The sequence below is a fragment of the Paracoccus angustae genome, from assembly GCF_042648745.1.
GTDB lineage: Bacteria > Pseudomonadota > Alphaproteobacteria > Rhodobacterales > Rhodobacteraceae > Paracoccus > Paracoccus angustae.
In genome coordinates this window covers 22,520-45,275 of the sequence record NZ_JBHRXY010000010.1, presented here as the reverse complement: position 1 = coordinate 45,275, position 22,756 = coordinate 22,520, and the positions used below count along the sequence as shown (strand labels likewise).

Annotated in this window: 25 protein-coding genes; 13 read left to right on the top strand and 12 right to left on the bottom strand. The window is 67.2% G+C overall.

Annotated features, from left to right (window positions below):
• The first annotated feature begins 39 nt into the window (after positions 1–39).
• From ACFOM8_RS13080 to glyS, 3 genes are read left to right on the top strand one after another with little or no spacing between them, the layout of a single operon-like run.
• Entirely contained in the window at positions 40–957 is a 918-nt protein-coding gene (locus tag ACFOM8_RS13080; protein WP_377762006.1) for a glycine--tRNA ligase subunit alpha, read from the top strand.
• A complete protein-coding gene (locus tag ACFOM8_RS13075; RefSeq protein WP_377762004.1) occupies positions 954–1,418 on the top strand; it encodes a DUF6446 family protein in 465 nt (154 codons plus the stop codon). Before ACFOM8_RS13080 ends, ACFOM8_RS13075 begins: the two co-directional genes overlap by 4 nt.
• A complete protein-coding gene (gene glyS, locus ACFOM8_RS13070; protein WP_377762002.1) occupies positions 1,418–3,532 on the top strand; it encodes a glycine--tRNA ligase subunit beta in 2,115 nt (704 codons plus the stop codon). The genes ACFOM8_RS13075 and glyS overlap by 1 nt, the downstream gene beginning before the upstream one ends.
• A gap of 119 nt (positions 3,533–3,651) precedes the next feature.
• Here glyS and ACFOM8_RS13065 read toward each other — a convergent pair whose 3' ends face one another.
• The 12 genes from ACFOM8_RS13065 to ACFOM8_RS13010 all read right to left on the bottom strand — a co-directional run bounded on the left by ACFOM8_RS13065 (position 3,652) and on the right by ACFOM8_RS13010 (position 12,312).
• Positions 3,652–4,431 carry a succinate dehydrogenase iron-sulfur subunit gene (locus tag ACFOM8_RS13065; protein WP_377762001.1) on the bottom strand — a complete coding sequence of 260 codons (780 nt, stop codon included), beginning with the start codon at positions 4,429–4,431 and terminating at the stop codon, positions 3,652–3,654.
• 12 nt (positions 4,432–4,443) lie between these two features.
• Entirely contained in the window at positions 4,444–5,301 is an 858-nt protein-coding gene (locus tag ACFOM8_RS13060) for a hypothetical protein (protein WP_377761999.1), read from the bottom strand.
• A gap of 3 nt (positions 5,302–5,304) precedes the next feature.
• Entirely contained in the window at positions 5,305–5,622 is a 318-nt protein-coding gene (locus ACFOM8_RS13055; RefSeq protein WP_377762125.1) for a hypothetical protein, read from the bottom strand.
• A 4-nt stretch (positions 5,623–5,626) separates the two neighbouring features.
• Entirely contained in the window at positions 5,627–5,992 is a 366-nt protein-coding gene (locus ACFOM8_RS13050) for a hypothetical protein (RefSeq protein ID WP_377761997.1), read from the bottom strand.
• Positions 5,992–7,794 carry a succinate dehydrogenase flavoprotein subunit gene (gene sdhA, locus ACFOM8_RS13045; protein WP_377761995.1) on the bottom strand — a complete coding sequence of 601 codons (1,803 nt, stop codon included), beginning with the start codon at positions 7,792–7,794 and terminating at the stop codon, positions 5,992–5,994. Before sdhA ends, ACFOM8_RS13050 begins: the two co-directional genes overlap by 1 nt.
• 7 nt (positions 7,795–7,801) lie before the next feature.
• Positions 7,802–8,188 (bottom strand): succinate dehydrogenase, hydrophobic membrane anchor protein, encoded by a 387-nt coding sequence (locus ACFOM8_RS13040; protein WP_377761993.1) that lies wholly within the window; start codon positions 8,186–8,188, stop codon positions 7,802–7,804.
• Positions 8,189–8,201: 13 nt separating this feature from the next.
• On the bottom strand, positions 8,202–8,594 hold the full coding sequence (gene sdhC, locus ACFOM8_RS13035) for a succinate dehydrogenase, cytochrome b556 subunit (protein ID WP_377761991.1): 393 nt from the start codon (positions 8,592–8,594) through the stop codon (positions 8,202–8,204).
• A 218-nt stretch (positions 8,595–8,812) separates the two neighbouring features.
• Complete coding sequence (locus ACFOM8_RS13030) at positions 8,813–9,847, bottom strand: MaoC family dehydratase (protein WP_377761989.1); 1,035 nt, start codon at positions 9,845–9,847, stop codon at positions 8,813–8,815.
• On the bottom strand, positions 9,844–10,050 hold the full coding sequence (locus ACFOM8_RS13025) for a DUF1737 domain-containing protein (RefSeq protein WP_377761987.1): 207 nt from the start codon (positions 10,048–10,050) through the stop codon (positions 9,844–9,846). The genes ACFOM8_RS13030 and ACFOM8_RS13025 overlap by 4 nt, the downstream gene beginning before the upstream one ends.
• Before the next feature lies 1 nt (position 10,051).
• Entirely contained in the window at positions 10,052–10,600 is a 549-nt protein-coding gene (locus ACFOM8_RS13020; protein WP_377761985.1) for an NnrU family protein, read from the bottom strand.
• A 41-nt stretch (positions 10,601–10,641) separates the two neighbouring features.
• A complete protein-coding gene (locus ACFOM8_RS13015; RefSeq protein WP_377761983.1) occupies positions 10,642–11,484 on the bottom strand; it encodes an HpcH/HpaI aldolase/citrate lyase family protein in 843 nt (280 codons plus the stop codon).
• An 81-nt stretch (positions 11,485–11,565) separates the two neighbouring features.
• A complete protein-coding gene (locus ACFOM8_RS13010) occupies positions 11,566–12,312 on the bottom strand; it encodes a sulfite exporter TauE/SafE family protein (RefSeq protein WP_377761982.1) in 747 nt (248 codons plus the stop codon).
• A 157-nt stretch (positions 12,313–12,469) separates the two neighbouring features.
• Between ACFOM8_RS13010 and mdh the strand changes: the two genes are divergently transcribed.
• From mdh to odhB, 10 genes are all read left to right on the top strand, one after another.
• Entirely contained in the window at positions 12,470–13,432 is a 963-nt protein-coding gene (gene mdh, locus ACFOM8_RS13005) for a malate dehydrogenase (RefSeq protein WP_377761980.1), read from the top strand.
• A 114-nt stretch (positions 13,433–13,546) separates the two neighbouring features.
• Positions 13,547–13,882 carry a hypothetical protein gene (locus ACFOM8_RS13000; protein ID WP_377761978.1) on the top strand — a complete coding sequence of 112 codons (336 nt, stop codon included), beginning with the start codon at positions 13,547–13,549 and terminating at the stop codon, positions 13,880–13,882.
• A 173-nt stretch (positions 13,883–14,055) separates the two neighbouring features.
• A complete protein-coding gene (sucC, locus tag ACFOM8_RS12995; RefSeq protein ID WP_377761976.1) occupies positions 14,056–15,249 on the top strand; it encodes an ADP-forming succinate--CoA ligase subunit beta in 1,194 nt (397 codons plus the stop codon).
• Positions 15,249–15,797, top strand: a complete 549-nt coding sequence (locus tag ACFOM8_RS12990; RefSeq protein WP_377761974.1) for a hypothetical protein — start codon at positions 15,249–15,251, stop codon at positions 15,795–15,797. Before sucC ends, ACFOM8_RS12990 begins: the two co-directional genes overlap by 1 nt.
• A gap of 33 nt (positions 15,798–15,830) precedes the next feature.
• Positions 15,831–16,715 carry a succinate--CoA ligase subunit alpha gene (gene sucD, locus ACFOM8_RS12985; protein WP_377761972.1) on the top strand — a complete coding sequence of 295 codons (885 nt, stop codon included), beginning with the start codon at positions 15,831–15,833 and terminating at the stop codon, positions 16,713–16,715.
• A gap of 69 nt (positions 16,716–16,784) precedes the next feature.
• Complete coding sequence (locus ACFOM8_RS12980; RefSeq protein WP_377761970.1) at positions 16,785–17,132, top strand: hypothetical protein; 348 nt, start codon at positions 16,785–16,787, stop codon at positions 17,130–17,132.
• 63 nt (positions 17,133–17,195) lie between these two features.
• On the top strand, positions 17,196–17,591 hold the full coding sequence (locus tag ACFOM8_RS12975; protein WP_377761968.1) for a hypothetical protein: 396 nt from the start codon (positions 17,196–17,198) through the stop codon (positions 17,589–17,591).
• A gap of 37 nt (positions 17,592–17,628) precedes the next feature.
• Positions 17,629–18,060 (top strand): hypothetical protein, encoded by a 432-nt coding sequence (locus ACFOM8_RS12970; RefSeq protein WP_377761966.1) that lies wholly within the window; start codon positions 17,629–17,631, stop codon positions 18,058–18,060.
• 45 nt (positions 18,061–18,105) lie between these two features.
• Positions 18,106–21,072 (top strand): 2-oxoglutarate dehydrogenase E1 component, encoded by a 2,967-nt coding sequence (locus ACFOM8_RS12965; protein ID WP_377761964.1) that lies wholly within the window; start codon positions 18,106–18,108, stop codon positions 21,070–21,072.
• Positions 21,073–21,076: 4 nt separating this feature from the next.
• Entirely contained in the window at positions 21,077–22,717 is a 1,641-nt protein-coding gene (gene odhB, locus ACFOM8_RS12960) for a 2-oxoglutarate dehydrogenase complex dihydrolipoyllysine-residue succinyltransferase (RefSeq protein ID WP_377761962.1), read from the top strand.
• Positions 22,718–22,756 lie beyond the last annotated feature (39 nt).

The following is a 22,756-nucleotide window of genomic DNA, read 5'->3' as shown; positions in this document are numbered from 1 at the left end:
CGCGCAAGCATGTGCTGATCTATGCAAAGGACGGCCCCGATGACCAGCCCCAACCGACCCCGCAGCTTCCAGGACATCATCCTGCGGTTGCAGAATTACTGGGCCGCCCAGGGCTGCGCCGTTCTGCAACCCTATGACATGGAGGTCGGCGCAGGCACCTTCCACCCGGCGACCACGTTGCGCGCCCTGGGCGGGCGGTCCTGGGCCGCGGCCTATGTCCAGCCTTCGCGCCGCCCCACCGACGGGCGTTATGGCGAAAACCCCAACCGCTTGCAGCATTATTACCAGTACCAGGTGATCATCAAGCCGTCGCCCGCGAACCTGCAAGACCTGTATCTGGGCAGCCTGCGCGCCATCGGCCTGGATCCCATGGTTCACGATGTCCGCTTCGTGGAGGACGACTGGGAATCCCCCACGCTGGGCGCATGGGGCCTGGGGTGGGAGGTCTGGTGCGACGGCATGGAGGTGAGCCAGTTCACTTATTTCCAGCAGGTCGGCGGCCACGACTGCCGCCCCGTGTCGGGCGAGCTGACCTATGGCCTGGAACGACTGGCCATGTACGTCCTGGGCGTGGAACATGTGATGGACATGCCCTTCAACGACCCCGACGCGGCCCACCCGCTGACCTATGGCGACATCTTCCGCCAAACGGAACGCGAATACTCCCGCTGGAACTTCGATGTGGCCGACACCGATACCCTGTTCCAGCACTTCAAGGACGCCGAGGCCGAATGCGCCCGCATCCTCGCCGCCGATCCGGTGGACGGCGCGGGCCGCACCATTCCCATGGCGCACCCGGCCTATGACCAGGCGATCAAGGCCAGCCACATCTTCAACCTGCTGGACGCGCGGGGAGTGATTTCCGTGACCGAACGCCAGGCCTATATCGGCCGGGTGCGGACCCTGGCGAAAGCCTGCGCCGACCTGTTCGTGACGACCGAAGCGGCCCGGGCATGAACGGCAAGATCGTCGGCATCGGCCTGCTGGCCGTCGGCGCGGTTGCCGGCACCGGCATGTGGTATCTGCAAGAATATCACTTCTACTACCGGATCCCCGCCGCCGACGCGATCACCGTGCAGACCGCCAGCGGCCCCGTCCCGCTGCCCGTGACGGATTTCCAGGGCATCGACGGCACCAGTTCGCCCTTGAAATGGCGCGCCTGCGCGGTGCTTTCCGAACCGCCCGCCGACCCCCTGCCCTTTGACGGCGCGACACCCACCGGCGCACCCCGCTGGTTCGACTGCTTCGACTACGGCCAGTTGACCGCCGACCTCGCCTCGGGCGCGGCCCGCGCCGTGCTGGGCCAGGCCGAGATCCGTCCCGACGTGGACCGCGTACTGGCGATCTATCCCGACGGCCGCGTTTACGGCTGGCACCAATACAACGACAAGACCCCGGAACGCGGAGTGATGGACTGATGCCCGACCTGCTGATCGAACTGTTTTCCGAGGAAATCCCCGCCCGGATGCAGGCCCGCGCCCGCGAGGATCTGAAGAAGCTGGTCACGGACGGGCTGGTTCAGGCGGGCCTGACCTATGCGTCCGCCGGCGCCTTTTCCACCCCCCGCCGCCTGGCCCTCGCCGTCGAGGGGCTGACCGCCGACAGCCCCGCCACCCGCGAGGAACGCAAGGGCCCCCGCCTGGATGCCCCCGAAGCGGCGCTCCAGGGCTTCCTGCGCTCGACCGGCCTGACGCGCGACCAGTTGGAAGCGCGCGACGACAAGAAGGGCCAGGTCTGGTTCGCCGTGATGACCCGCCCCGGCCGCCCGGCGACCGAGATCGTGGCCGAGGTGCTGGACGCCACCATCCGCAACTTCCCCTGGCCCAGGTCGATGCGATGGGGCGCGGGTTCGCTGCGTTGGGTGCGCCCGCTGCATTCCATTCTCTGCCTGCTGTCGGACGAGGCGGGCGCCACCGTTGTCCCCCTGACGGTCGAGGGAATCGCCGCGGGCAACGCCACGCGCGGCCACCGCTTCCTGTCCCCCGACGCCGTCACCGTCACGGTCTTCGACGACTACGCCGCCAAGCTGCGCCGCGCCCATGTGATCCTGGACCACGCCGAACGCGAAGGGGCGATCCGCCAGGGCGCCGAAAACCTCGCCTTCGCGCGGGGCTGGCAGATCGTCCCCGACGACGCCCTGCTGGCCGAGGTCGCGGGCCTGGTCGAATGGCCCGTCCCCCTGATGGGCGTGATCGAGGACCGCTTTCTGGACCTGCCCCCCGAGGTGCTGCAAACCTCGATGAAGGAACACCAAAAGTTCTTCTCGGCCCGCAACCCCAGGACCGGCCGCATCGAGGGCTTCGTCACCGTCGCCAACATCGACACCCCCGACGACGGCGCGACGATCCTGGCCGGCAACCAGCGCGTCCTGGCTGCCCGACTGTCCGACGCCGCCTTTTTCTGGGAAAACGACCTGCGCGAGGCGAAGGCCGGAATGAGGGCTTGGGCCGAGGGCCTGAAATCCGTCACCTTCCACAACAAGCTGGGCTCGCAGGCGGATCGTGTGGAGCGCATCGCCGCCCTGTCGCGCGAGATCGCCCCCCTGGTCGGCGCCGACCCGGACCAGGCCGAACGGGCCGCAAAGCTGGCGAAACTGGACCTGCGCAGCGCCATGGTCGGCGAATTCCCCGAGTTGCAAGGCACCATGGGCCGGTATTATGCCTTGGCTGCGGGTGAGGATGCCGCCGTAGCCGACGCCGCCCGCGACCATTACTCGCCGCTGGGGCCGTCGGACGCCGTGCCGGCCGCGCCGGTATCGGTGGCGGTGGCCTTGGCAGACAAGATCGACACGCTGACGGGGTTCTGGGCCATAGATGAGAAGCCTACCGGGTCAAAGGATCCCTATGCGCTGCGGCGCGCGGCATTGGGAGTTATTCGTCTCGTTCTTGATAACGGACTTAGACTCCGCTTGATGGCCTTGAACAGGGTTGGATTTCTAGGCCATGGCGTCGAAATGGATTTGGCAGGTGGCTCTGACGATGAATATTCAACGGACTGGGTAGCTTATCTCAATTTAGAAGCGTTCCTCCACGACCGCCTCAAGGTCCATCTCCGCGATCAGGGCATCCGCCACGACATCATCGACGCCGTGCTGGCGCAGCCCGGCAACGACGACCTCGTGCTGGTCGCGCGCCGCGCCACCGCCCTGAACGCCATGCTGCAAACCGAGGATGGGAAAAACCTCATCCAGGGCCTCAAGCGCGCCGGGAACATCCTGGCGCAGGCCGAGGACAAGGACGGCGTCGAATACAGCTTCGGCGCCGACCCGAAGTTCGCCGAAACCGACGAGGAACGCGCCCTGTTCGCCGCCCTCGACACCGCCGAGCCCGCGATCAAGGCCGCCATCGCCGCGGAAGACTTCCCCGCCGCCATGACGGCCATCGCGCGCCTGCGCGCGCCCATCGACGCCTTCTTCGACACCGTGCAGGTCAACACCGACAACCCCATCATTCGCCGCAACCGCCTGAACCTGCTGCACCGCATCCGCGCCGCGGGCCAGCAGATCGCCGACTTCACCAAGGTCGAAGGCTGACGGACCTCGCCCGCCAAAGCAAAAGGGCCGAAGCATCGCTGCTCCGGCCCTTCTTCTTTGCCCAAATACCCTCGGGGGGTCCGGGGGGCGAAGCGCCCCCGGCCACCGCGGGACGCAAATCACACCATCCGGTCAACCATCATGTGCTTGATCGACGCGATCGCCTTGGCCGGGTTCAGCCCCTTGGGGCAGGTGTTGGTGCAGTTCATGATCGTGTGGCAGCGGTACAGCTTGAAGGGATCCTCCAGCTCGTCCAGCCGCTCGCCCGTGGCCTCGTCGCGGGAATCGATGATCCAGCGATAGGCGTGCAGCAACGCCGCCGGGCCAAGATAGCGGTCGCCGTTCCACCAATAGGACGGGCAGGCGGTCGAACAGGACGCGCACAGGATGCACTCGTAAAGGCCGTCCAGCTTCTTGCGGTCCTCGATCGACTGCTTCCATTCCTTGCCGGGGGTGGGCGACTTGGTGATCAGGTAGGGGTTCACCGAAGCGTGCTGGGCATAGAAATGCGTCAGATCCGGCACCAGATCCTTGACCACCGGCATGTGCGGCAGCGGATAGATGGAAATGTCGCCCTTCACCTCGTCGATGCCATAGATGCAGGCCAGGTGGTTGCCGCCGTCGATGTTCATGGCGCAGGACCCGCAGATCCCCTCGCGGCAGGACCGGCGGAAGGACAGCGTCGGGTCGATCTCGTTCTTGATCTTGATCAGCGCGTCCAAGACCATCGGCCCGCATTTGTCCAGATCCACGAAATAGGTGTCCAGCCGCGGGTTTTCCCCGGTATCGGGATCCCAGCGGTAGATCTTGAACTTGCGGACGTTGGTTGCGCCCGCGGGGGCGGGCCAGGTCTTGCCGACCCGGATCTGGCTGTTCTTGGGCAGGGTGAACTGAACCATTGGGTGCTCCTATCAGGAAGTGCCTTCGGACGGCGCCGGGATCGCGGAACGCTGCGCCGTGAATAGATGTTCGTTGCGCGCCACAAGGTCGGCGACCCGGACATGCGCATGAGGGTTCAGCGCCAGCCCGTTCAGCTTGCGCAGGAATTCGATGGCGCCGTCGCTCAGGCGGCTGTTGGTCGGCCCGTCCAGCGGCTCCAGCGCGTCGATCCGGGCGTCGTCCAGGCCGGCATGGCGCAAAAGCTGGCGGCCCGGACGCGACGGATCCGCCTCGTCCTCCAGCCTGAAGCGGGCCAGGCGGATTCCGGGCTCGGCCGTCATGCGGCGGATCAGGTCGCCCCAGCCGGGCAGATCGGCGGTCTCGGTCTCGAATTCCGCCAGGCTGCGTTCGTAGCCGTCGGTCCGAACCGCCTGCGCCCAGACCGAGGGGCGCCAGCTTTTCCGATGGCGCGTATAGATCACGAAATCGGCCGCGAAACCCCGCGCCTCGGCCAGCAAAAGCGCGGCGATCTGCGGCAATGCCGGGTAAAGCCGCGTTTCGCCGCCATTGCCGGGCATGGCGCCCGCAAGGTTCTCGTGACTGATCAGCACCGGCACGTCGCCGGGCGGCAAGGCGTCCAGCACCGCGCGGAAGGCCAGCTTCAGCGCCGCCGCGCGCTCCTCGGAGGGTTGCAGGCTGAAGGCGATGGCCGCCCGGCCCAGGGGGCGCATGGGCGATCCCTCCTCGGGGGTGCGGACGACCAGATGATCCGCCAAGGCATCGGCATTGCGGCGCAGATGCCGCTGGATCGAGGTGCTGCCGGTCTTTTGAACGCCCAGATGAACGATCAGCCGCCGCGCCCCCTGCCCTTCGCGTGCCCTGCCCGCCATTGTTCAGCCCGTCCAGCCCGGCTGTTCGGCCAGGGGCCGGCGCGGCGGCTGGCCCGACCGGCTCCGCACGCAGCGGTCATAAACCTGCGCGGGGTCGCGGCCCCTCAGGTAATCGCCCGACATTTCCACCGACACGCTGCCAAAGCCGCGCGTGCCGCCCGATCCCGCGCCGATGCCGACGGCGACGTTGGTCCGGGGACGGACGGCCAGTTCGGCGTCGCGCAGGCAGGTCAGTTCCGCTTGGCCGACCGGAACCGGGCCGCAGGCGGCCAGGACCGCCAGCAGCGGCGAGAGAACCAGCAATCCCGCCCGCGCGCGCATCACGTCAGGCGGTGCCTGCCGCCGCGGCGATGCACTGCGTGGTCGCCGGGCGCGAAACGATCGCCGCCACGCTGTCCGCCGTCCCCGTCGCGCCCGCGCGCGACGCCTGGGCGATGTCGATCAGTTCCGCCGTGGTGGCGTTGTTGACGACGCAATCGGTGTAAGGCGCGACATTGGCGCCGGGCAGGCGCTTTTCCATCTCGGAATTGATCACCGTCCGGGCCACCTGGCGCGAAGCCGCGTCAAGCGCCGTGGGCGTGGTGATCACGGCGGGCGGGGCGGTCACGGTTGTCGCGGGCGGAACCGGAGCCACGCAACCCGCCAGCGCGGCGGCGGCAAGACCCAGAACGGCGAAAGTCTGGAAACGCATCAGTAAACCCTTTTCTTGGGAGCAATCTTCTTCAGGTCGATCCCGCCATCCTCTTCCTTGGTCAGAGGGTCCAGATGAACGGGGCGGTAGTCCAGTTTAACCGCGTTTCCGTCCACCCATGCAAGCGAGTGCTTGCGCCAGTTGGCGTCGTCCCGCTCGGGCCAGTCCTCGTGCGCATGGGCGCCCCGGCTTTCCTTGCGCGCCTCGGCCGCGACAATGGTCGCCAAGGCGTTCGGCATCAGGTTGGTCAGTTCCAGCGTTTCCATAAGATCCGTGTTCCAGATCAGGCCCCGGTCGGTCACGCGGATGTCGTCCATCTTGGCCGCGATCGCCGTCATCTTCTCGGCCCCCTCGGCCAGGGTCTTGTCGGTGCGGAACACGGCGGCGTCCGCCTGCATGGTGCGCTGCATCTCCAACCGCAGTTCGGCCGTGGGGGTGCCGCCGTTGGCATGGCGCAGACCGTCGAAACGGGCCAGCGCCTTGTCCACCTGGACCTGGTTGGTTTCGGGAATGCGCCCTTCGCGGTCGATCACCTGCCCCGCGCGGATCGCGGCGGCGCGGCCAAAGACCACCAGGTCGATCAGGCTGTTCGAACCCAGCCGGTTCGCGCCATGCACGGACGCGCAGCCCGCCTCGCCCACGGCCATCAGGCCGGGGAAGATCGCGTCGGGGTTTTCCGCCGTGGGCGCAAGCACTTCGCCCCAGTAGTTCGTGGGGATGCCGCCCATGTTGTAATGGACCGTGGGCAGGATCGGGATCGGCTCCTTGGTCACGTCCACGCCCGCGAAGATCTTGGCGGATTCGCTGATGCCGGGCAGCCGTTCGGCCAAGGCCTCGGGCGGCAGGTGCATCAGGTTCAGGTGCATGTGGTCCTTGTCGGGACCGACGCCGCGGCCTTCGCGGATCTCGATGGTGATGCAGCGCGACACCACGTCGCGCGAGGCCAGATCCTTGTAGGTCGGGGCATAGCGTTCCATGAACCGCTCGCCCTCGCTGTTGGTCAGGTAGCCGCCCTCGCCCCGCGCGCCTTCGGTGATCAGGCAGCCCGAGCCATAGATGCCGGTCGGGTGGAACTGCACGAACTCCATGTCCTGCAAGGGCAGGCCCGCGCGCGCCACCATGCCGCCGCCGTCGCCGGTGCAGGTATGGGCGGACGTGGCGCTGAAATAGGCGCGGCCGTATCCGCCGGTCGCCAGCACCACCATCTTGGCGTTGAAGACGTGGATCGTGCCGTCGTCCAGCTTCCAGCAGACCACGCCCGTGCAGGCGCCGTCGGTGACGATCAGGTCGATGGCGAAATATTCGATGAAGAATTCCGCGTTGTTCTTCAGCGACTGGCCATACAGCGTGTGCAGGATCGCGTGGCCGGTGCGGTCGGCCGCGGCGCAGGTGCGCTGCACCGGGGGGCCTTCGCCGAATTCGGTGGTGTGGCCGCCGAAGGGGCGCTGGTAGATCTTGCCTTCCTCGGTCCGGGAAAACGGCACGCCGTAGTGTTCCAGCTCGTAGACGGCCTTTGGCGCCTCGCGCGCGAGGTATTCCATGGCGTCGGTGTCGCCCAGCCAGTCCGACCCCTTCACGGTGTCGTACATGTGCCACTGCCAGTTGTCCGGCCCCATGTTCGACAAGGACGCGGCGATCCCGCCCTGGGCGGCGACGGTGTGGGACCGGGTGGGGAACACCTTGGTCACGCAGGCCGTGCGCAGGCCCTGTTCGGCCATGCCCAGAGTCGCGCGCAGGCCCGCCCCGCCCGCGCCCACCACCACCACGTCGTAGTCATGCGTATGAATGTCGTATGCAGCCATGGTGCCCTCAGATCGCGATGGTGACCAGCGTCATCTTGGCCAGGGCGAAAACCGCCGCCGCGATGACCGTCCAGGAAAAGACCACCGAGACGATGATCGCCACCTTGCGCGCCGTGTGTTGGAAGTAATCGTCGATCATGATCCGGGTGCCCTTGATGAAGTGCGCCATGCCCACGACGATGAACAGCGCCGTGATCAGCGCCGGATAGGGACGGCCGAAATAGGCCACCAGTTCGGGATGGCTCAGCCCGATGGCGTTGCCGATGACCAGCAGAAAGGCCGGGACCAGCAGCACCAACGCGCAGGAACTGACCGTCAGGAACCAGTGATCGGCGGTGCCGCTGTGGGCGGAACCCAGGCCTTGGGCTGCCTTGCGGGGGGTGATGTAGCGCATGGTTGCCTTGTCCTTATGCGAAGAAGAACAGGATCAGGGACAGCAGCGTGAGCACCACCGAGCCGATGATGATGGCCCAGCTCGCGCGCTCGGCCTCCTCGATCCGCAGAAGCTGGCCCGCGTCGTAGAACAGATGCCGGATCCCGGCCAGCGTGTGGAACCACAAGGCCCAGGCCGATCCGGTCAGCACGATGAAGCCGATCCAGGACCGCACCACCCAGTCGGCGGCGGCAAAGGCGCGCGGCCCGCTGACGGCGGCGACCAGCCACCAGACCAGCAGCAGGATGCCCGCGACAAGCGCGTGCCCCGTGATCCGCGTCATGATCGAGGTCACGGCCGCCATGGGCAGGCGATAAACCTGGAGATGGGGGGAAAGCGGACGGTTGCCCCGGTTCACATCGGCCATGATGCGGCGCTCCTTTGAACGGTTTGGCGTGACCCGTCGCAGGCGTGGCTGGCCTCGCGGGCTGGCGATTGACGCGTATCTGTCGGCATTTGTTTCCTGTGTCACCGGCAGATGACAGAATTTCGGCGGATTTCCGGCGGCGGACGGATTTTGTGATCACGGCCTGCGGGGCCGTGATCACAACTCATACTGCGGATGCGAGAAGCCCGAGTCGCCCTTCAGACCGGCATCAGCGCCCAGTAATCCAGATCCAGAAGCACATCGGGGTGATAGCGCCCTTCGCTGTCCTTCAGCGCGCATGCCGCGCTGTCGCCCTTGGTTGCGACCAGCCGCAGCCGGATCGCGCCCACGCCCGGCGCGCCGGTGTCCGCCTTGTCCAGAACCTCGGACCAGGCGCGCACCGTGTCGCCTGCGAAGCACGGATTGGCATGGGCGCCCGCGTTCAGCGCGACGATCATCTGCGCGTTGGCCAGCCCGTTAAAGGACAAGGCGCGGGCCATGCTGATGACGTGCCCGCCATAGATCAGCCGCCTGCCGTCCTCGCGGTGGGTGGCGTCGAAATGGACCTTGGCGGTGTTCTGCCACAGGCGCGTGGCCAGCATGTGCTCGGCTTCCTCGATGGTCACGCCGTCCACGTGGTCGATCTTCTCGCCCACCGCGTAATCGCCCCAACGATGCGGCTCGCCCGCCAGACCGAAATCGTAGTCCGAGAAATCCAACCCCTCGGGGATCGCCAGATCGCCCGCGTCCACCACCGGCGGCAGGTCCGGGACCACGGCTTCGGGCGCGGGCGCGCCGGCGTCGCGCTTGCGCACCATGACCCAGCGGACATAGTCCAGCACGGGTTCGCCCATCTGGTTCAGCCCTTGCGTGCGGACCCAGACCACGCCCGACTTGCCGTTCGAGTTCTGCTTCAACCCGATCACCTGCGATTCCGACCGCAGCGTGTCGCCGGGCCAGACCGGCGCCAGCCAGCGGCCCTGGGCATAGCCCAGGTTCGCCACCGCGTTCAGGCTGATGTCCGGGACCGTCTTGCCGAACACGATGTGAAAGGCCAGCAGGTCGTCCAGGGGGCTGCCTTCCAGCCCGCAATGCGACGCAAATTCGTCGCTGGAATAAAGCGCGTGGCGGGCGGGATAGAGCGCGTGATACAGCGCCCGTTCCCCCTCGGCCACGGTGCGGGGAACGGCGTGGCGGATCACCTGCCCCAGGCGGTAATCCTCGAAGAAGCGGCCCGGATCGGTCTTGGTCATTGCTGCCCCAGCTTCATGTCGGGGTGATACTCGGCCTCGACCTGCTTTGTGACGGCCTGGGCCATGCGCATCGCCCCCTTGACGGGATCGAAGGCCATCGAGGGGCCGCCGTGCAGCGACCAGCCCTTTGACAGCGCCTCGCTGACGCGGTGGCAGAAGCGCGAGGTGTCGTCCTCGGTGATGCAGCGGTAAAGGGTGGTCATATCAGCCTCCGAACGGCCAGGGTCCGATCCAGCCGTGGACCAGGCCCACGACCAGCATGACGACGACCGCGCCCACGGCGGCCATGATTTCCTTGCGCGCCGGAAAGGGTCCGGTCCGCCGCTTCCAGGCGCCCGCGCGGTTCAGCAGGACGATCTCGACCAGGGCCCAGGCCAGCAGCCCGCCGAACAGGATCAGCGACGCCAGGTCGCCGTTCACCAGCAGATGCGCGACGGCCCACAAGGAAAACCCGGTCAGTTGCGGGTGGCGGATCCAGGCGGTGACGCGCGTGCCCATGCCGTCGGCGGCGTAGAGGTAGAACCCCAGCAGCACCAGCAGGTTGTTGATGCCGGTCGTGGCGGGCGAGCGGCCCCACCAGACCGGCCCGTCGGCCTGGCCATAGCCCCTGGCCATCAGGAAGACAGACAGCACCAGCAGGACCGCGACCAGACCCTTGCCCTTGGCGCCCAGGGCGGCGCGGCGGTCGGGGGCCACGCGCTTGAACAGGTGCGCCGCCCACCACAGGGCCACGCCCGAAATCAGCAGAACCATCTGGCTTTCCCTTTGCTGGATGTTTCGCCGCCACCCTGCCCTTATCCGGCCATGGCCGCAATCGCCTTGGCCCGGTCCAGGGTCTTGCGGGCGGTCTCGACATGCAGGTTTTCCACGATCCTGCCGTCCACGACGGCGACGCCCTTGCCCTCGGCCTCCGCGGCCCGGAAGGCGTCGATCTGGCGGCGGGCGAGGTCGATTTCCGCATCCGTGGGCGCAAAGGCCTCGTTGGCGATGGCAAGCTGGGCGGGGTGGATCAGCGTCTTGCCGTCGAAACCCATGTCGCGGCCCTGCGCGCATTCGGCGCGCAGGCCCTCGTCGTCCTTGAAGGCGTTGAACACCCCGTCCACGATCACCTTGCCATGGGCCTTGGCGGCCAGCAGGCACAGGCCCAGTCCCGCCAGCATCGGCAGGCGGTCGGGGCGGAAACGGCTGTTCAGTTCCTTGGCCAGGTCGTTGGTGCCCATCACCATCCCCTCCAGCCGGGGATGGGCGGCGATCTGCGCCGCGTTCAGCATCCCAAGCGGCGTTTCCATCATGGCCCACAAGGGCGTGTCGGGGATAAGCGCAGCCACGCGGTCCAGATCGGCGGCGCTGTCCACCTTGGGGATCAGCACCGCATCCGCCCGAAGGCTGGCGCAGAAGCGGGCGTCGTCTGGCCCCCATTCCGTCGCCAGCCCGTTGATCCGCACGATCCGCGCACGGGGGCCATAGTCATTGGCCAAGGCCGCCGCCAAGGCGTTTCGCGCGGCGGCCTTCTCGGCCGGCGCCACCGCGTCCTCCAGATCGAAGATGATCGCGTCGGCGGGCAGGGTTTGCGCCTTTTCCATCGCCCGCGCATTGGCGGCGGGAATATACAGAACCGAACGGTAGGGACGCGCCATCGGATGCTCCTCGCAACAATCTTGCGCGACGCTGCCCGCTGGCGTCAGATTTGGCAAGAGCAAATTCGCTGCGCTGCGGCGTCACGCCAGCGCCTGCCAGATCAGCCGCAGCGACACGGCCAGAAGCCCCCAGGTGATCAGCTTGTAGAACAGCGCCTCGGGGATGATCCTGACCAGCCGCAGGCCCGCCCAGACGGCGATCAGCGCGACGGGGGTCAGCAGCGCCGCCGCCGACAGAACCGAGGCGTTCAACTGCCCAAGCGCGGCATAGGGGATCAGCTTGACCCAGTTGCAGATGGCGAAGAACCATGTCGTCGTTCCGGCATAGATCAGCGGGGGCAGCCGCAAAGGCTGGACATAGACCTGCCAGGGCGGCGCGCCGGCATGGCTGACAAAGCTGGTATAGCCCGACAGCACCCCCCACAGCGTGCCGCGCGCATAGGACGGCGGACGCCTTTGCGCGGCCAGATGGGGCCGGATCAGCGCGTTCAGCGCGAAGACCAGCCCGACCGCGCCGACGATAAAGGTGACGCCCCAGACCGGCACCACATGCGCCCCGGCCCAGCCGATGCCGATCCCGGCCAGGGCGCCGGGCAGCGCGGTCGCCAGCACGCGCACGTCGAAATGATGCCGGAAGGCCAGCAGCCCGCCGATGTCCGATACCACATAGACCGGCAGCATCAGCCCCGCCGCCTGCACCGGCGACATGACCAGCGACAGCACCGGAACCGAGATCAGTCCCACCATCGCCAGCCCGCCCTTGGCCAGGCCCACCGCCGCCGCGGCGATCACCGCCAGCACCCAGCCGCCGATCGTCAAATCCAGCATCGCCACCCCCATCCGCTGCCGCAGCCATGCGTCCGGGCACGGCAAATGGCAAGTGTCAGCGCCAACACCGCCGCGCCGCGGCGGCGAAGGCTTGCGATTCGTTGCACGACCCCTTAACCACCGCGCAACAATCATCCATGACACCCGGAGGTTATCCATGGCCCGACCCAAAATCGCACTGATCGGTGCGGGGCAGATCGGCGGCACGCTGGCGCATCTGGCCGCGATGAAGGAACTGGGCGATGTCGTCCTGTTCGACATCGCCGAGGGCACGCCCCAGGGCAAGGCACTGGACATCGCGGAATCCGGCCCGTCCGAGGGCTTCGACGCGGTCCTGAATGGGACCAACGATTATGCCGACATCGCGGGCGCCGATGTCTGCATCGTCACCGCGGGCGTTCCGCGCAAGCCCGGGATGAGCCGCGACGACCTTCTGGGCATCAACCTCAAGGTCATGAAGTCGGTCGGCGAAGGCATCGCCGCCCACGCGCCCGACGCCTTTGTCATCTGCATCACCAACCCGCTGGACGCGATGGTCTGGGCGCTGCGCGAATTTTCCGGCCTGCCGCGCGAAAAGGTCTGCGGCATGGCGGGCGTTCTGGATTCCGCGCGCTTCCGCCACTTCCTGTCGCTGGAATTCGGCGTGTCCATGAAGGACGTGACCGCTTTCGTGCTGGGCGGCCATGGCGACACCATGGTGCCGCTGACCCGCTATTCCACCGTGGCGGGGATCCCGCTGCCCGATCTGGTGAAGATGGGCTGGACCACGCAGGAAAAGCTGGATTCCATCGTGCAGCGCACCCGCGACGGCGGCGCCGAGATCGTCGGCCTGCTGAAGACCGGCAGCGCCTTCTATGCCCCCGCGACCAGCGCGATCGAGATGGCGGAAGCCTATCTCAAGGACCAGAAGCGCGTGCTGCCCTGCGCGGCTTATGTTGACGGCGCCTACGGCCTGAACGGCATGTATGTGGGCGTGCCCACCGTGATCGGCGCGGGCGGCGTGGAAAAGGTCATCGACATCGCGCTGGACGGCGACGAACAGGCGATGTTCACCAAGTCGGTGGACGCGGTGAACGGCCTGGTCGCGGCCTGCAAGGGCATCGACGGCTCGCTGGCCTGATCCGGCCCGGCATTCCGCAAGGCGCGCTCCCCCGGGGCGCGCCTTCGCATTTGACGGTATGCGTTTTTCGTTTTTCCGTTCTACTATCGTCCTGTCCAGTAACCGGAGGCGATCATGAACCGGACCGTCCTGCCTGCCGCCCTTCTGCCCTTGCTGCTGCTGACCGCCTGCCAGGCGCCGCCCACCAGCCCGCGCCCGACCGACCAGTTGCCCTTCATGGGCACGTGGGATTGCGGCGCCACCACCATGACCTTCACGCCGACATCCTATCTGCCGTCGAACGACGCGGCGCCGATCACGATCCGCAGCTTCTCGACCCAGAACCGCGTCACAACCATGACGCTGGAGGACGGGGCGGTGATCCAGGTGCAGTGGCGCAACGACAACCAGATCACCTGGCTGTCGCAAAGCACCGGCGACAGCTTCGACTGTTCGCGCGTCGCGGGTTGAATCCTTAAGCGAATCCTGACATCCCGGCCGTTGTGATCACGGCATTTCCAGCCGTGATCACAATTCGCGGGTTCGTGCCGCTTTCTGCGCCTTTGCCGCGAAATCGTTTCCCGGCTGCTTGCCGTTGTGGCAAGACCCCCGGCAAATCTGTCGAACCGAAAAAGGGGGTCAGGATGAACATCCACGAATACCAGGCCAAGGCGCTGCTGCGTCAGTACGGCGCGCCGGTCAGCGACGGCCGGATCGTGATGAAGGCGGACGAGGCCAAGACCGCCGCAAGCGAGATGGACGGCCCCCTGTGGGTGGTCAAGGCCCAGATCCACGCGGGCGGCCGCGGCAAGGGCAGCTTCAAGGAAGCCGAGGCCGGTGAAAAGGGCGGCGTGCGCCTGGCCAAGTCGGTCGAGGAGGCCGAGGAACTGACCCGCCAGATGCTGGGCCGCACCCTTGTCACCCACCAGACCGGTCCCTCGGGCAAGCAGGTCAACCGCATCTACATCGAAGACGGCAGCGACATCGCGCGCGAGCTGTACCTGGCGCTGCTGGTGGATCGCGGCACCTCGCGCGTCAGCTTCGTGGCGTCCACCGAAGGCGGCATGGACATCGAGGAAGTGGCCGCCCATACGCCGGAAAAGATCGTCAGCTTCAGCGTCGATCCGGCCTCGGGCCTGTCCGATTTCCACGGCCGCCGCGTGGCCTTCGCCCTGGGCCTGACCGGCAACCAGGTCAAGCAGTGCGTGGCCCTTGTCAGGAACCTGTATCGCATGTTCATCGAAAAGGACATGGAGATGCTGGAGATCAACCCGCTGATCGTCACCCCCGAAGGCAACATCAAGTGCCTGGACGCGAAGATGGGCTTCGACAACAACGCCCTTTACCGCCAGCCCGACATCCTGGCGCTGCGCGACGAAACCGAGGAAGACCCCAAGGAACTGGCCGCGTCGAAGTTCGACCTGAACTACATCGCGCTTGACGGCGAGATCGGCTGCATGGTGAACGGCGCGGGCCTGGCGATGGCCACGATGGACATCATCAAGCTTTACGGCGCGGAGCCCGCCAACTTCCTGGACGTGGGCGGCGGCGCGACCAAGGAAAAGGTCACGGAAGCCTTCAAGATCATCACCTCGGACCCGAACGTCAAAGGCATCCTGGTCAACATCTTCGGCGGCATCATGCGCTGCGACATCATCGCGGAAGGCATCATCGCCGCCGTGAAGGAAGTCGGCTTGCAGGTTCCGCTGGTCGTGCGCCTTGAAGGCACGAACGTGGACCTGGGCAAGCAGATCATCCGCGACTCGGGGCTGAACGTGATCCCGGCGGACGACCTGTCGGACGCGGCCGAGAAGATCGTGAAGGCGGTAAAGGGGTGATGAGCCGTCCTGTCCTCCTCGGTCCTTGGCGTCTTGGCCTGGTTCTTGCGCTGGCTGCCCTAGCGGGCTGCGCATCGGTCAACGACGACTCGACCGCGGCTGAGAGACAGGAACTGGCCAATCTGCCACTCTGGGCATGGGTTCCGGCCACGAAACCCGCCACGCTGGTGAAAAGCTTTCGCCACTTCTGCATCGAAACGCCCAACGACCCGGCCCGGCGCACCGCAGTCCTGCGGGCGGCGGACTACATCCCGACGGGCGGCTGGAACAACGGCATTCGCCATTTCGTGTCCGGCACCGACCGGCGCCCCATGGTGTCGCTGTCCGATACCGGACGGCTTTGCGCCGTGCGGGCGCGGGCGCGCCCCGGGCAGAGCAATGCCATCCTGCGGGAAATCGCGGAAGCCTATCCCGACGCCCGCCCCATGCCCCCATCAGCCAGCTACGACGCAGCCTGGCTAATCTCGCCTGACGAGATGATCGCCTTGCTGCGCCATCCCCACAGCGCCGGTCAGAACGAATTCACAATCGCTTTGACACGGCAATAGACACTTCCCGTTCAGACGGACAAGGACACTGAAATGGCCGTTCTCGTTGACAAGAATACCAAAGTCATCTGCCAGGGGATCACCGGATCCCAAGGCACCTTTCACACCGAACAGGCGATCGCATACGGCACGCAGATGGTCGGCGGCGTGACGCCCGGCAAAGGCGGCAGCGAGCACCTGGGCCTGCCGGTCTTCAACTCGGTCCACGAGGCTGTTGCGAAAACCGGCGCCAACGCGACTGCGATCTATGTGCCCCCTCCCTTCGCGGCGGATTCGATCCTTGAGGCCATCGACGCGCAGATCCCGCTGATCGTCTGCATCACCGAAGGCATTCCGGTGCTGGACATGATGAAGGTCAAGCGGGCCCTGCAAGGGTCGCAGTCGCGCCTGATCGGGCCGAACTGCCCCGGCATCATGACGCCGGACGAATGCAAGATCGGCATCATGCCGGGTTCCATCTTCCGACGCGGCAGCGTCGGCGTGGTCAGCCGGTCCGGCACCCTGACCTATGAGGCCGTGAAGCAGACCTCGGACGTGGGCCTGGGCCAGTCCTCGGCGGTGGGCATCGGCGGCGACCCCATCAAGGGGATGGAGCATATCGACGTGCTGCAAATGTTCCTGGACGACCCGGAAACCGAGTCCATCATCATGATCGGCGAGATCGGCGGCTCGGCCGAGGAGGAAGCCGCCGAGTTCCTGGCCCATCAGAAGGCCAAGGGCAAGTGGAAGCCCACCGCCGGCTTCATCGCGGGCCGCACCGCGCCTCCGGGCCGGCGCATGGGCCATGCGGGCGCCATCGTTTCGGGCGGCAAGGGCGACGCGGAATCGAAGATCGAGGCGATGAAGCGCGCGGGCATCGTCGTGGCCGACAGCCCGGCGGGCCTGGGCGAGGCCGTGCTGAAGGCCATCAAGGGCTGACGCAACCCCCTGCGCGGCGCGCGCGTTCCCCCGGCTGAGCAACCGCTCTGTAACCACAGGAGAATCAAGATGAAGATGCTTTCCGCTGCCATCATCGCCTCGACTGTCGTTCTGGGGGCCTGCGCGCCCGAGCCGATCACCCGCGTCGAAACCACGGTCACGACCAGCCCGGTCGACACCGAGGCCCTGGGGGCGGCGACCGGCCTGCCCGCAGACTCCGTGCTGGGCGTGACGCGGACCGGAAACCAGTACGTGGTCTTCTACCGCGAGGAAGGGGTCACCGCCGAACAGCTGGCCGACGCGCCGCGCAGGATCTGCGCCAACACGGCCTCGACCGTGTTCACCGCCGATCCGATCGACACAAGCGCGCCGCAGTTCGGCACCGGCGTCCAGCGCATGACCGTCACCTGTTCGTGACGCATTTGAAATGCCGTGCCCCCGGCCTACCTATGGGGGCACCGGCCAGACCAGGGGAATGACGTGAACCAGCCGCAACGCGCCGCAGCCTTTCCGACGGACCGGGTTTCCGCCCGCGCCCGCCGCTGCATCGCGCCCTTGTCGCTGGTGTCCCTGATGGCGCTGGCCGCCTGCGGCCGGGCGCCCACCGACGACATTCTGCGCGGCGGCATCCCGGCGATGACGGACCTGCACCAGGCCAGCACCCTGCCCCCCGATTCCGTGCGCACCGTGGCGCGGCGTGATTTCGGCTGGCGGCTGATCTATCACCCCGCCCGCGCGCCCGCGGGCGCGGACCGGCGCGCGGCCCATGCGCTCTGCGGGCTGGAGCGGCGGCGCGTGGCGCGGATCGAACGGCTGCCGCGCCTCGATCCCAGGGCCGATCCCGGCGCGGCCATCATCGACATCATTTGTGCCTGAGGCGGTCATGACATCCAGAACTCCAGCAGCCCCCATCATGAACATGCCGCGCCTGTCGGCCATCCTTGCCGTCTGCGCCTTGGCCGGATGCATGGCGCCCGCCACGGCCCCCGCGCCGCAGGCCCCCGCCGTTCCGGCGGCCCCTGCCGCGCCGCGCGCGGTCACGCCCCCGGTGCCCGCCACGCCGCCCGTTGCCGCGCCCCCCGCCCCCGCCGCCCCCAGCGGGCCGGTCGACGGCCGCACCGGGTTGCACCAGGCCTCGCTGATCGCGGTCACCGGGGATGCGGACAGCCGCTTCACGGTGCTGTTCCGTCCCGCCCAGACCGATGCGGCCAAGATCGACGCGGCCCCGGCGCAGCTGTGCCGCCAGGCCGGGCGCGAACTGGACAGCAGCCGGACCAACAAGCCGGGCGCGGGCAGCGCCATGCCCGGCGTCCAGATGATGATCGTCACCTGCGCCGCCGCCTGACGCGGCCCCACCCGTTCCCCCATTGCGTCAAGGACGCGAGACACGATGACCGACCAACCCAACAACGCCGACTTCCACGACTCGTCCTTTTTGCAAGGGCATAACGCGGCCTATATCGAACAGCTTTACGGCCAGTGGGCGCAGAACCCGCAGGCCTTCGACGCCGGATGGGACGCCTTCTTCCGCAGCCTGGGCGACAGCGGGGAAGACGCCGCGCGCGAGGCCAGCGGCGCCAGTTGGAAGCGCGCCGACTGGCCGCCGGTTCCCACCGACGAGAACACCGCCGCCCTGACCGGCGAATGGCCGATGGCGTCCAAGACCGAGGCCACCGCCGCGATGAAGAAGATCGCCGCCAAGGCCGAGGAAAAGGGCGTCAGCCTGACCGAGGACAAGATGCGCCAGGCCGTGCTGGATTCGATCCGCGCGCTGATGCTGATCCGCGCGTATCGCATCCGGGGGCACCTGCACGCGAACCTCGATCCCCTGGGTCTGCGCGACGTGCCGGACCATGGCGAGCTGAACCCCGAAACCTATGGCTTCGGCCCCGGCGACATGGACCGGCCGATCTTCATCGACAACGTGCTGGGGCTGGAGATCGCGTCGATCCGCCAGATCACCGATTTGATGAAGCGGACCTACTGCGGCACCTTCGCGATCCAGTTCATGCACATCTCGAACCCCGAGGAAGCCGCCTGGCTGAAGGAGCGGATCGAGGGCTACGGCAAGGAGATCCAGTTCACCCGCGAAGGCCGCCGCGCCATCCTGAACAAGCTGGTCGAGGCCGAGGGCTTCGAGAAGTTCCTCCATGTCAAGTACATGGGCACCAAGCGGTTCGGCCTTGACGGGGGCGAGGCGCTGATCCCGGCGATGGAGCAGATCATCAAGCGCGGCGGCGCGCTTGGCGTGAAGGAAATCGTCATCGGCATGCCCCACCGGGGCCGCTTGTCGGTGCTGGCCAATGTGCTGTCGAAACCCTACCGGGCGATCTTCCACGAATTCCAGGGCGGCTCCTTCAAGCCCGAGGACGTGGACGGCTCGGGCGACGTGAAATATCACCTGGGCGCCTCCTCGGACCGCGAATTCGACGGCAACACCGTCCACCTGTCGCTGACCGCCAACCCTTCGCACCTGGAGGCGGTGAACCCGGTCGTGCTGGGCAAGGCGCGGGCCAAGGGCGACCAGTTGGGCGACACCCACGACCGCACGGCGGTGCTGCCGATCCTGCTGCATGGCGACGCGGCCTTCGCGGGCCAGGGGGTCGTGGCGGAATGCCTGCAACTGTCGGGCATCCGCGGCCACAAAACGGGCGGCACCATCCACATCGTGGTGAACAACCAGATCGGCTTCACCACCGCGCCGCATTTCAGCCGCACCTCGCCCTATCCGACCGACATCGCCCTGATGGTCGAGGCGCCGATCTTCCACGTGAACGGCGACGACCCCGAGGCCGTGGTTCACGCAGCCAAGGTCGCGACCGAGTTCCGCCAGAAGTTCCACAAGGACGTGGTGCTGGACATCTTCTGCTATCGCCGCTTCGGTCACAACGAAGGCGACGAGCCGATGTTCACCAACCCGGCGATGTACAACCGCATCAAGGGCCACAAGACCACGCTGCAACTCTACACCGAACGCCTGGTCGCCGACGGCCTGATCCCCGAGGGCGAGATCGAGGACATGAAGGCCGCCTTCCAGAACCACCTCAACGAGGAGTTCGAGGTGGGCAAGGCCTTCAAGCCGAACAAGGCCGACTGGCTGGACGGCAAGTGGTCGGGCCTTGACCGCGAGGGGGCCGAATACGTTTCGGGCGAAACCGGGATCGAGCCTTCCGTGATGGCCCAGATCGGCCGGGCGCTGACCACGGTTCCCGAAGGCCACAGCCTGCACAAGACCGTGGGCCGCCTGCTGGACGCCAAGCGCCAGATGTTCGAAACCGGCGAGGGCTTCGACTGGGCCACGGGCGAGGCGCTGGCCTTCGGGTCGCTGCTGCTGGAAGGCAAGCCGGTGCGCCTGGCCGGCCAGGACAGCACGCGCGGCACCTTCAGCCAGCGTCACTCGGCCTTCATCGACCAGAAGACCGAGGACCGCTATTACCCGCTGAACCACATCGCGGAAGGCCAGGCCCGCTACGAGGTCATCGACTCGATGCTGTCGGAATACGCGGTGCTGGGCTTCGAATACGGCTATTCGCTGGCCGAACCGAACGCCCTGGTGACGTGGGAAGCGCAGTTCGGCGACTTCGCCAACGGCGCGCAGATCATGTTCGACCAGTTCATTTCCTCGGGCGAGAAGAAGTGGCTGCGCATGTCGGGGCTGGTGATGCTGCTGCCCCACGGCTTCGAGGGCCAGGGACCCGAACATAGCTCGGCCCGCCTGGAACGCTTTCTGCAAATGTGCGCCGAGGACAACTGGATCGTCGCCAACTGCACGACGCCGGCCAACTATTTCCACATCCTGCGCCGCCAGATGCACCGCCGCTTCCGCAAGCCGCTGGTGCTGATGACGCCGAAATCGCTGCTGCGCCATCCCAAGGCCGTCAGCCGGGCCGAGGATTTCCAGTCGGGTTCGACCTTCCACCGCGTCTTGTGGGACGACGCGCAGCGCGGCGCGTCCGACGTGACGCTGGCGCCCGATCACCGCATCCGCCGCGTCGTGATCTGTTCGGGCAAGGTGTATTACGATCTGCTCAAGGCGCGCGACGAGGCCGGGATCGACGACATCTACCTGCTGCGGCTGGAACAGTTCTATCCCTTCCCGGCGCAGTCGATGGTCAAGGAACTGGCCCGCTTCAAGGATGCCGAGGTCATCTGGTGCCAGGAGGAACCCAAGAACCAGGGCGGGTGGAGCTTTGTCGAGCCCTATCTGGAATGGTCGCTGGACCGCCTGGGCGCGCGCCACAGCCGCGCCCGCTATGTCGGCCGCAACGCCGCCGCATCGGTCGCCACGGGCCTCGGCTCTCGCCACAAGGCCGAACAGGAGGCGCTGGTGAACGAGGCGCTGTCGCTTGAAGGATAAGCCGATGCCAACCGAAGTCCGCGTGCCCGCCCTGGGCGAATCCGTCACCGAGGCAACCGTCGCCACCTGGTTCAAGAAGCCGGGCGACGCGGTTGCGGTGGACGAGATGCTGTGCGAGCTGGAAACCGACAAGGTGACGGTCGAGGTGCCAAGCCCCGCGGCGGGCACCCTGGCCCAGATCGTCGCGCTGGAGGGCGAGACCGTCGGTCCCGACGCCCTGCTGGCCCAGATCACCGAGGCCGGCAGCGAAAAGACCCAAGAACAACCGCAGGCCGCACCGCAGACGGCCCAGAAGACCCCGGAAGGACAGAAGATGAGCGGCAAGACCGTGGACGTGATGGTGCCCGCCCTTGGCGAAAGCGTGACCGAGGCGACGGTCGCCACCTGGTTCAAGAAGCCGGGCGACAGCGTGGCTGTCGACGAGATGCTGTGCGAGCTGGAAACCGACAAGGTTTCGGTCGAGGTGCCCAGTCCCGCCGCGGGCGTCCTGGCCGAGATCCTGGCCGAGGAAGGCGCGACCGTGGACGCCAAGGCGCGGCTTGCGATCATCACCGAAGGCGCGGCGGGCACGGCGGGCGCGGCGAAACCGGCCAGCGGATCGTCCGACACCAAGGGCGCCTACGGCAACGCCGCGGCTCCGGTCGGCCCGGCCTCGGGCGGCGAGGACGGGACCACGGCGGGCGACGTCGGATCGCCCGGCGCGGGCCCCGAGGAAACGAAGCCGCGCTCCGACATCGAGGATGCGCCCGCGGCCCGCAAGGCCATGGCCGAAAAGGGCGTCAGCCGCGACCAGGTCACGGGTTCGGGCCGCGACGGCCGCGTGATGAAGGAAGACGTGGCCCGCGCGCAACCCGCGCCGAAGCCTGCCGGGGGCGCAGCCTCTGCCCCCGCCTCCGCCTCCGCCTCCGCCTCCGCCCCTGCGGCCCCCCGCCCGGCCGAGGACGCCGCGCGCGAGGAACGCGTCAAGATGACCCGCCTGCGCCAGACCATCGCCCGGCGCCTCAAGGACGCGCAGAACACGGCGGCGATGCTGACGACCTACAACGAGGCCGACATGTCCGGCGTCATGGGTCTGCGCAACGAATACAAGGACGCCTTCGAGAAGAAGCACAAGGTCAAGCTGGGCTTCATGTCCTTTTTCGTGAAGGCCTGCTGTCACGCCCTGAAGGAAGTCCCCGAGGTCAACGCCGAGATCGACGGCACCGACGTGGTCTACAAGAACTACGTCAACATGGGCGTGGCGGTGGGCACCCCGTCCGGCCTGGTGGTTCCGGTCGTCCGCGACGCCGACCAGAAGGGCTTTGCGCAGATCGAGAAGGAAATCGCCGAACTGGGCGCCAAGGGCCGCGACGGCAAGCTGACCATGCAGGAAATGCAGGGCGGCACCTTCACCATCTCGAACGGCGGCGTTTACGGTTCGCTGATGTCCTCGCCGATCCTGAACCCGCCGCAGTCGGGGATCCTGGGGATGCACAAGATCCAGGAACGCCCCGTGGTGGTCGGCGGGCAGATCGTCATCCGTCCGATGATGTATCTGGCGCTGTCCTATGACCACCGGATCGTGGACGGCAAGGGCGCCGTGACCTTCCTCGTGCGCGTCAAAGAGGCGCTGGAGGATCCGCGCCGCCTGCTGATGGATCTGTAAGCCAACCGCCCCCGCCGCACCGGCGGCGGGGCCTTTCCC

Excerpts from the sequence above, each read along its gene's own strand:
- ACFOM8_RS13080 (WP_377762006.1), top strand. The coding sequence starts at position 40 with ATGACCAGCCCCAACCGACCCCGCAGCTTCCAGGACATCATCCTGCGG.
- ACFOM8_RS13075 (WP_377762004.1), top strand. The coding sequence starts at position 954 with ATGAACGGCAAGATCGTCGGCATCGGCCTGCTGGCCGTCGGCGCGGTT.
- glyS (WP_377762002.1), top strand. The coding sequence starts at position 1,418 with ATGCCCGACCTGCTGATCGAACTGTTTTCCGAGGAAATCCCCGCCCGG.
- ACFOM8_RS13065 (WP_377762001.1), bottom strand. The coding sequence starts at position 4,431 with ATGGTTCAGTTCACCCTGCCCAAGAACAGCCAGATCCGGGTCGGCAAG.
- ACFOM8_RS13060 (WP_377761999.1), bottom strand. The coding sequence starts at position 5,301 with ATGGCGGGCAGGGCACGCGAAGGGCAGGGGGCGCGGCGGCTGATCGTT.
- ACFOM8_RS13055 (WP_377762125.1), bottom strand. The coding sequence starts at position 5,622 with ATGCGCGCGCGGGCGGGATTGCTGGTTCTCTCGCCGCTGCTGGCGGTC.
- ACFOM8_RS13050 (WP_377761997.1), bottom strand. The coding sequence starts at position 5,992 with ATGCGTTTCCAGACTTTCGCCGTTCTGGGTCTTGCCGCCGCCGCGCTG.
- sdhA (WP_377761995.1), bottom strand. The coding sequence starts at position 7,794 with ATGGCTGCATACGACATTCATACGCATGACTACGACGTGGTGGTGGTG.
- ACFOM8_RS13040 (WP_377761993.1), bottom strand. The coding sequence starts at position 8,188 with ATGCGCTACATCACCCCCCGCAAGGCAGCCCAAGGCCTGGGTTCCGCC.
- sdhC (WP_377761991.1), bottom strand. The coding sequence starts at position 8,594 with ATGGCCGATGTGAACCGGGGCAACCGTCCGCTTTCCCCCCATCTCCAG.
- ACFOM8_RS13030 (WP_377761989.1), bottom strand. The coding sequence starts at position 9,847 with ATGACCAAGACCGATCCGGGCCGCTTCTTCGAGGATTACCGCCTGGGG.
- ACFOM8_RS13025 (WP_377761987.1), bottom strand. The coding sequence starts at position 10,050 with ATGACCACCCTTTACCGCTGCATCACCGAGGACGACACCTCGCGCTTC.
- ACFOM8_RS13020 (WP_377761985.1), bottom strand. The coding sequence starts at position 10,600 with ATGGTTCTGCTGATTTCGGGCGTGGCCCTGTGGTGGGCGGCGCACCTG.
- ACFOM8_RS13015 (WP_377761983.1), bottom strand. The coding sequence starts at position 11,484 with ATGGCGCGTCCCTACCGTTCGGTTCTGTATATTCCCGCCGCCAATGCG.
- ACFOM8_RS13010 (WP_377761982.1), bottom strand. The coding sequence starts at position 12,312 with ATGCTGGATTTGACGATCGGCGGCTGGGTGCTGGCGGTGATCGCCGCG.
- mdh (WP_377761980.1), top strand. The coding sequence starts at position 12,470 with ATGGCCCGACCCAAAATCGCACTGATCGGTGCGGGGCAGATCGGCGGC.
- ACFOM8_RS13000 (WP_377761978.1), top strand. The coding sequence starts at position 13,547 with ATGAACCGGACCGTCCTGCCTGCCGCCCTTCTGCCCTTGCTGCTGCTG.
- sucC (WP_377761976.1), top strand. The coding sequence starts at position 14,056 with ATGAACATCCACGAATACCAGGCCAAGGCGCTGCTGCGTCAGTACGGC.
- ACFOM8_RS12990 (WP_377761974.1), top strand. The coding sequence starts at position 15,249 with ATGAGCCGTCCTGTCCTCCTCGGTCCTTGGCGTCTTGGCCTGGTTCTT.
- sucD (WP_377761972.1), top strand. The coding sequence starts at position 15,831 with ATGGCCGTTCTCGTTGACAAGAATACCAAAGTCATCTGCCAGGGGATC.
- ACFOM8_RS12980 (WP_377761970.1), top strand. The coding sequence starts at position 16,785 with ATGAAGATGCTTTCCGCTGCCATCATCGCCTCGACTGTCGTTCTGGGG.
- ACFOM8_RS12970 (WP_377761966.1), top strand. The coding sequence starts at position 17,629 with ATGAACATGCCGCGCCTGTCGGCCATCCTTGCCGTCTGCGCCTTGGCC.
- ACFOM8_RS12965 (WP_377761964.1), top strand. The coding sequence starts at position 18,106 with ATGACCGACCAACCCAACAACGCCGACTTCCACGACTCGTCCTTTTTG.
- odhB (WP_377761962.1), top strand. The coding sequence starts at position 21,077 with ATGCCAACCGAAGTCCGCGTGCCCGCCCTGGGCGAATCCGTCACCGAG.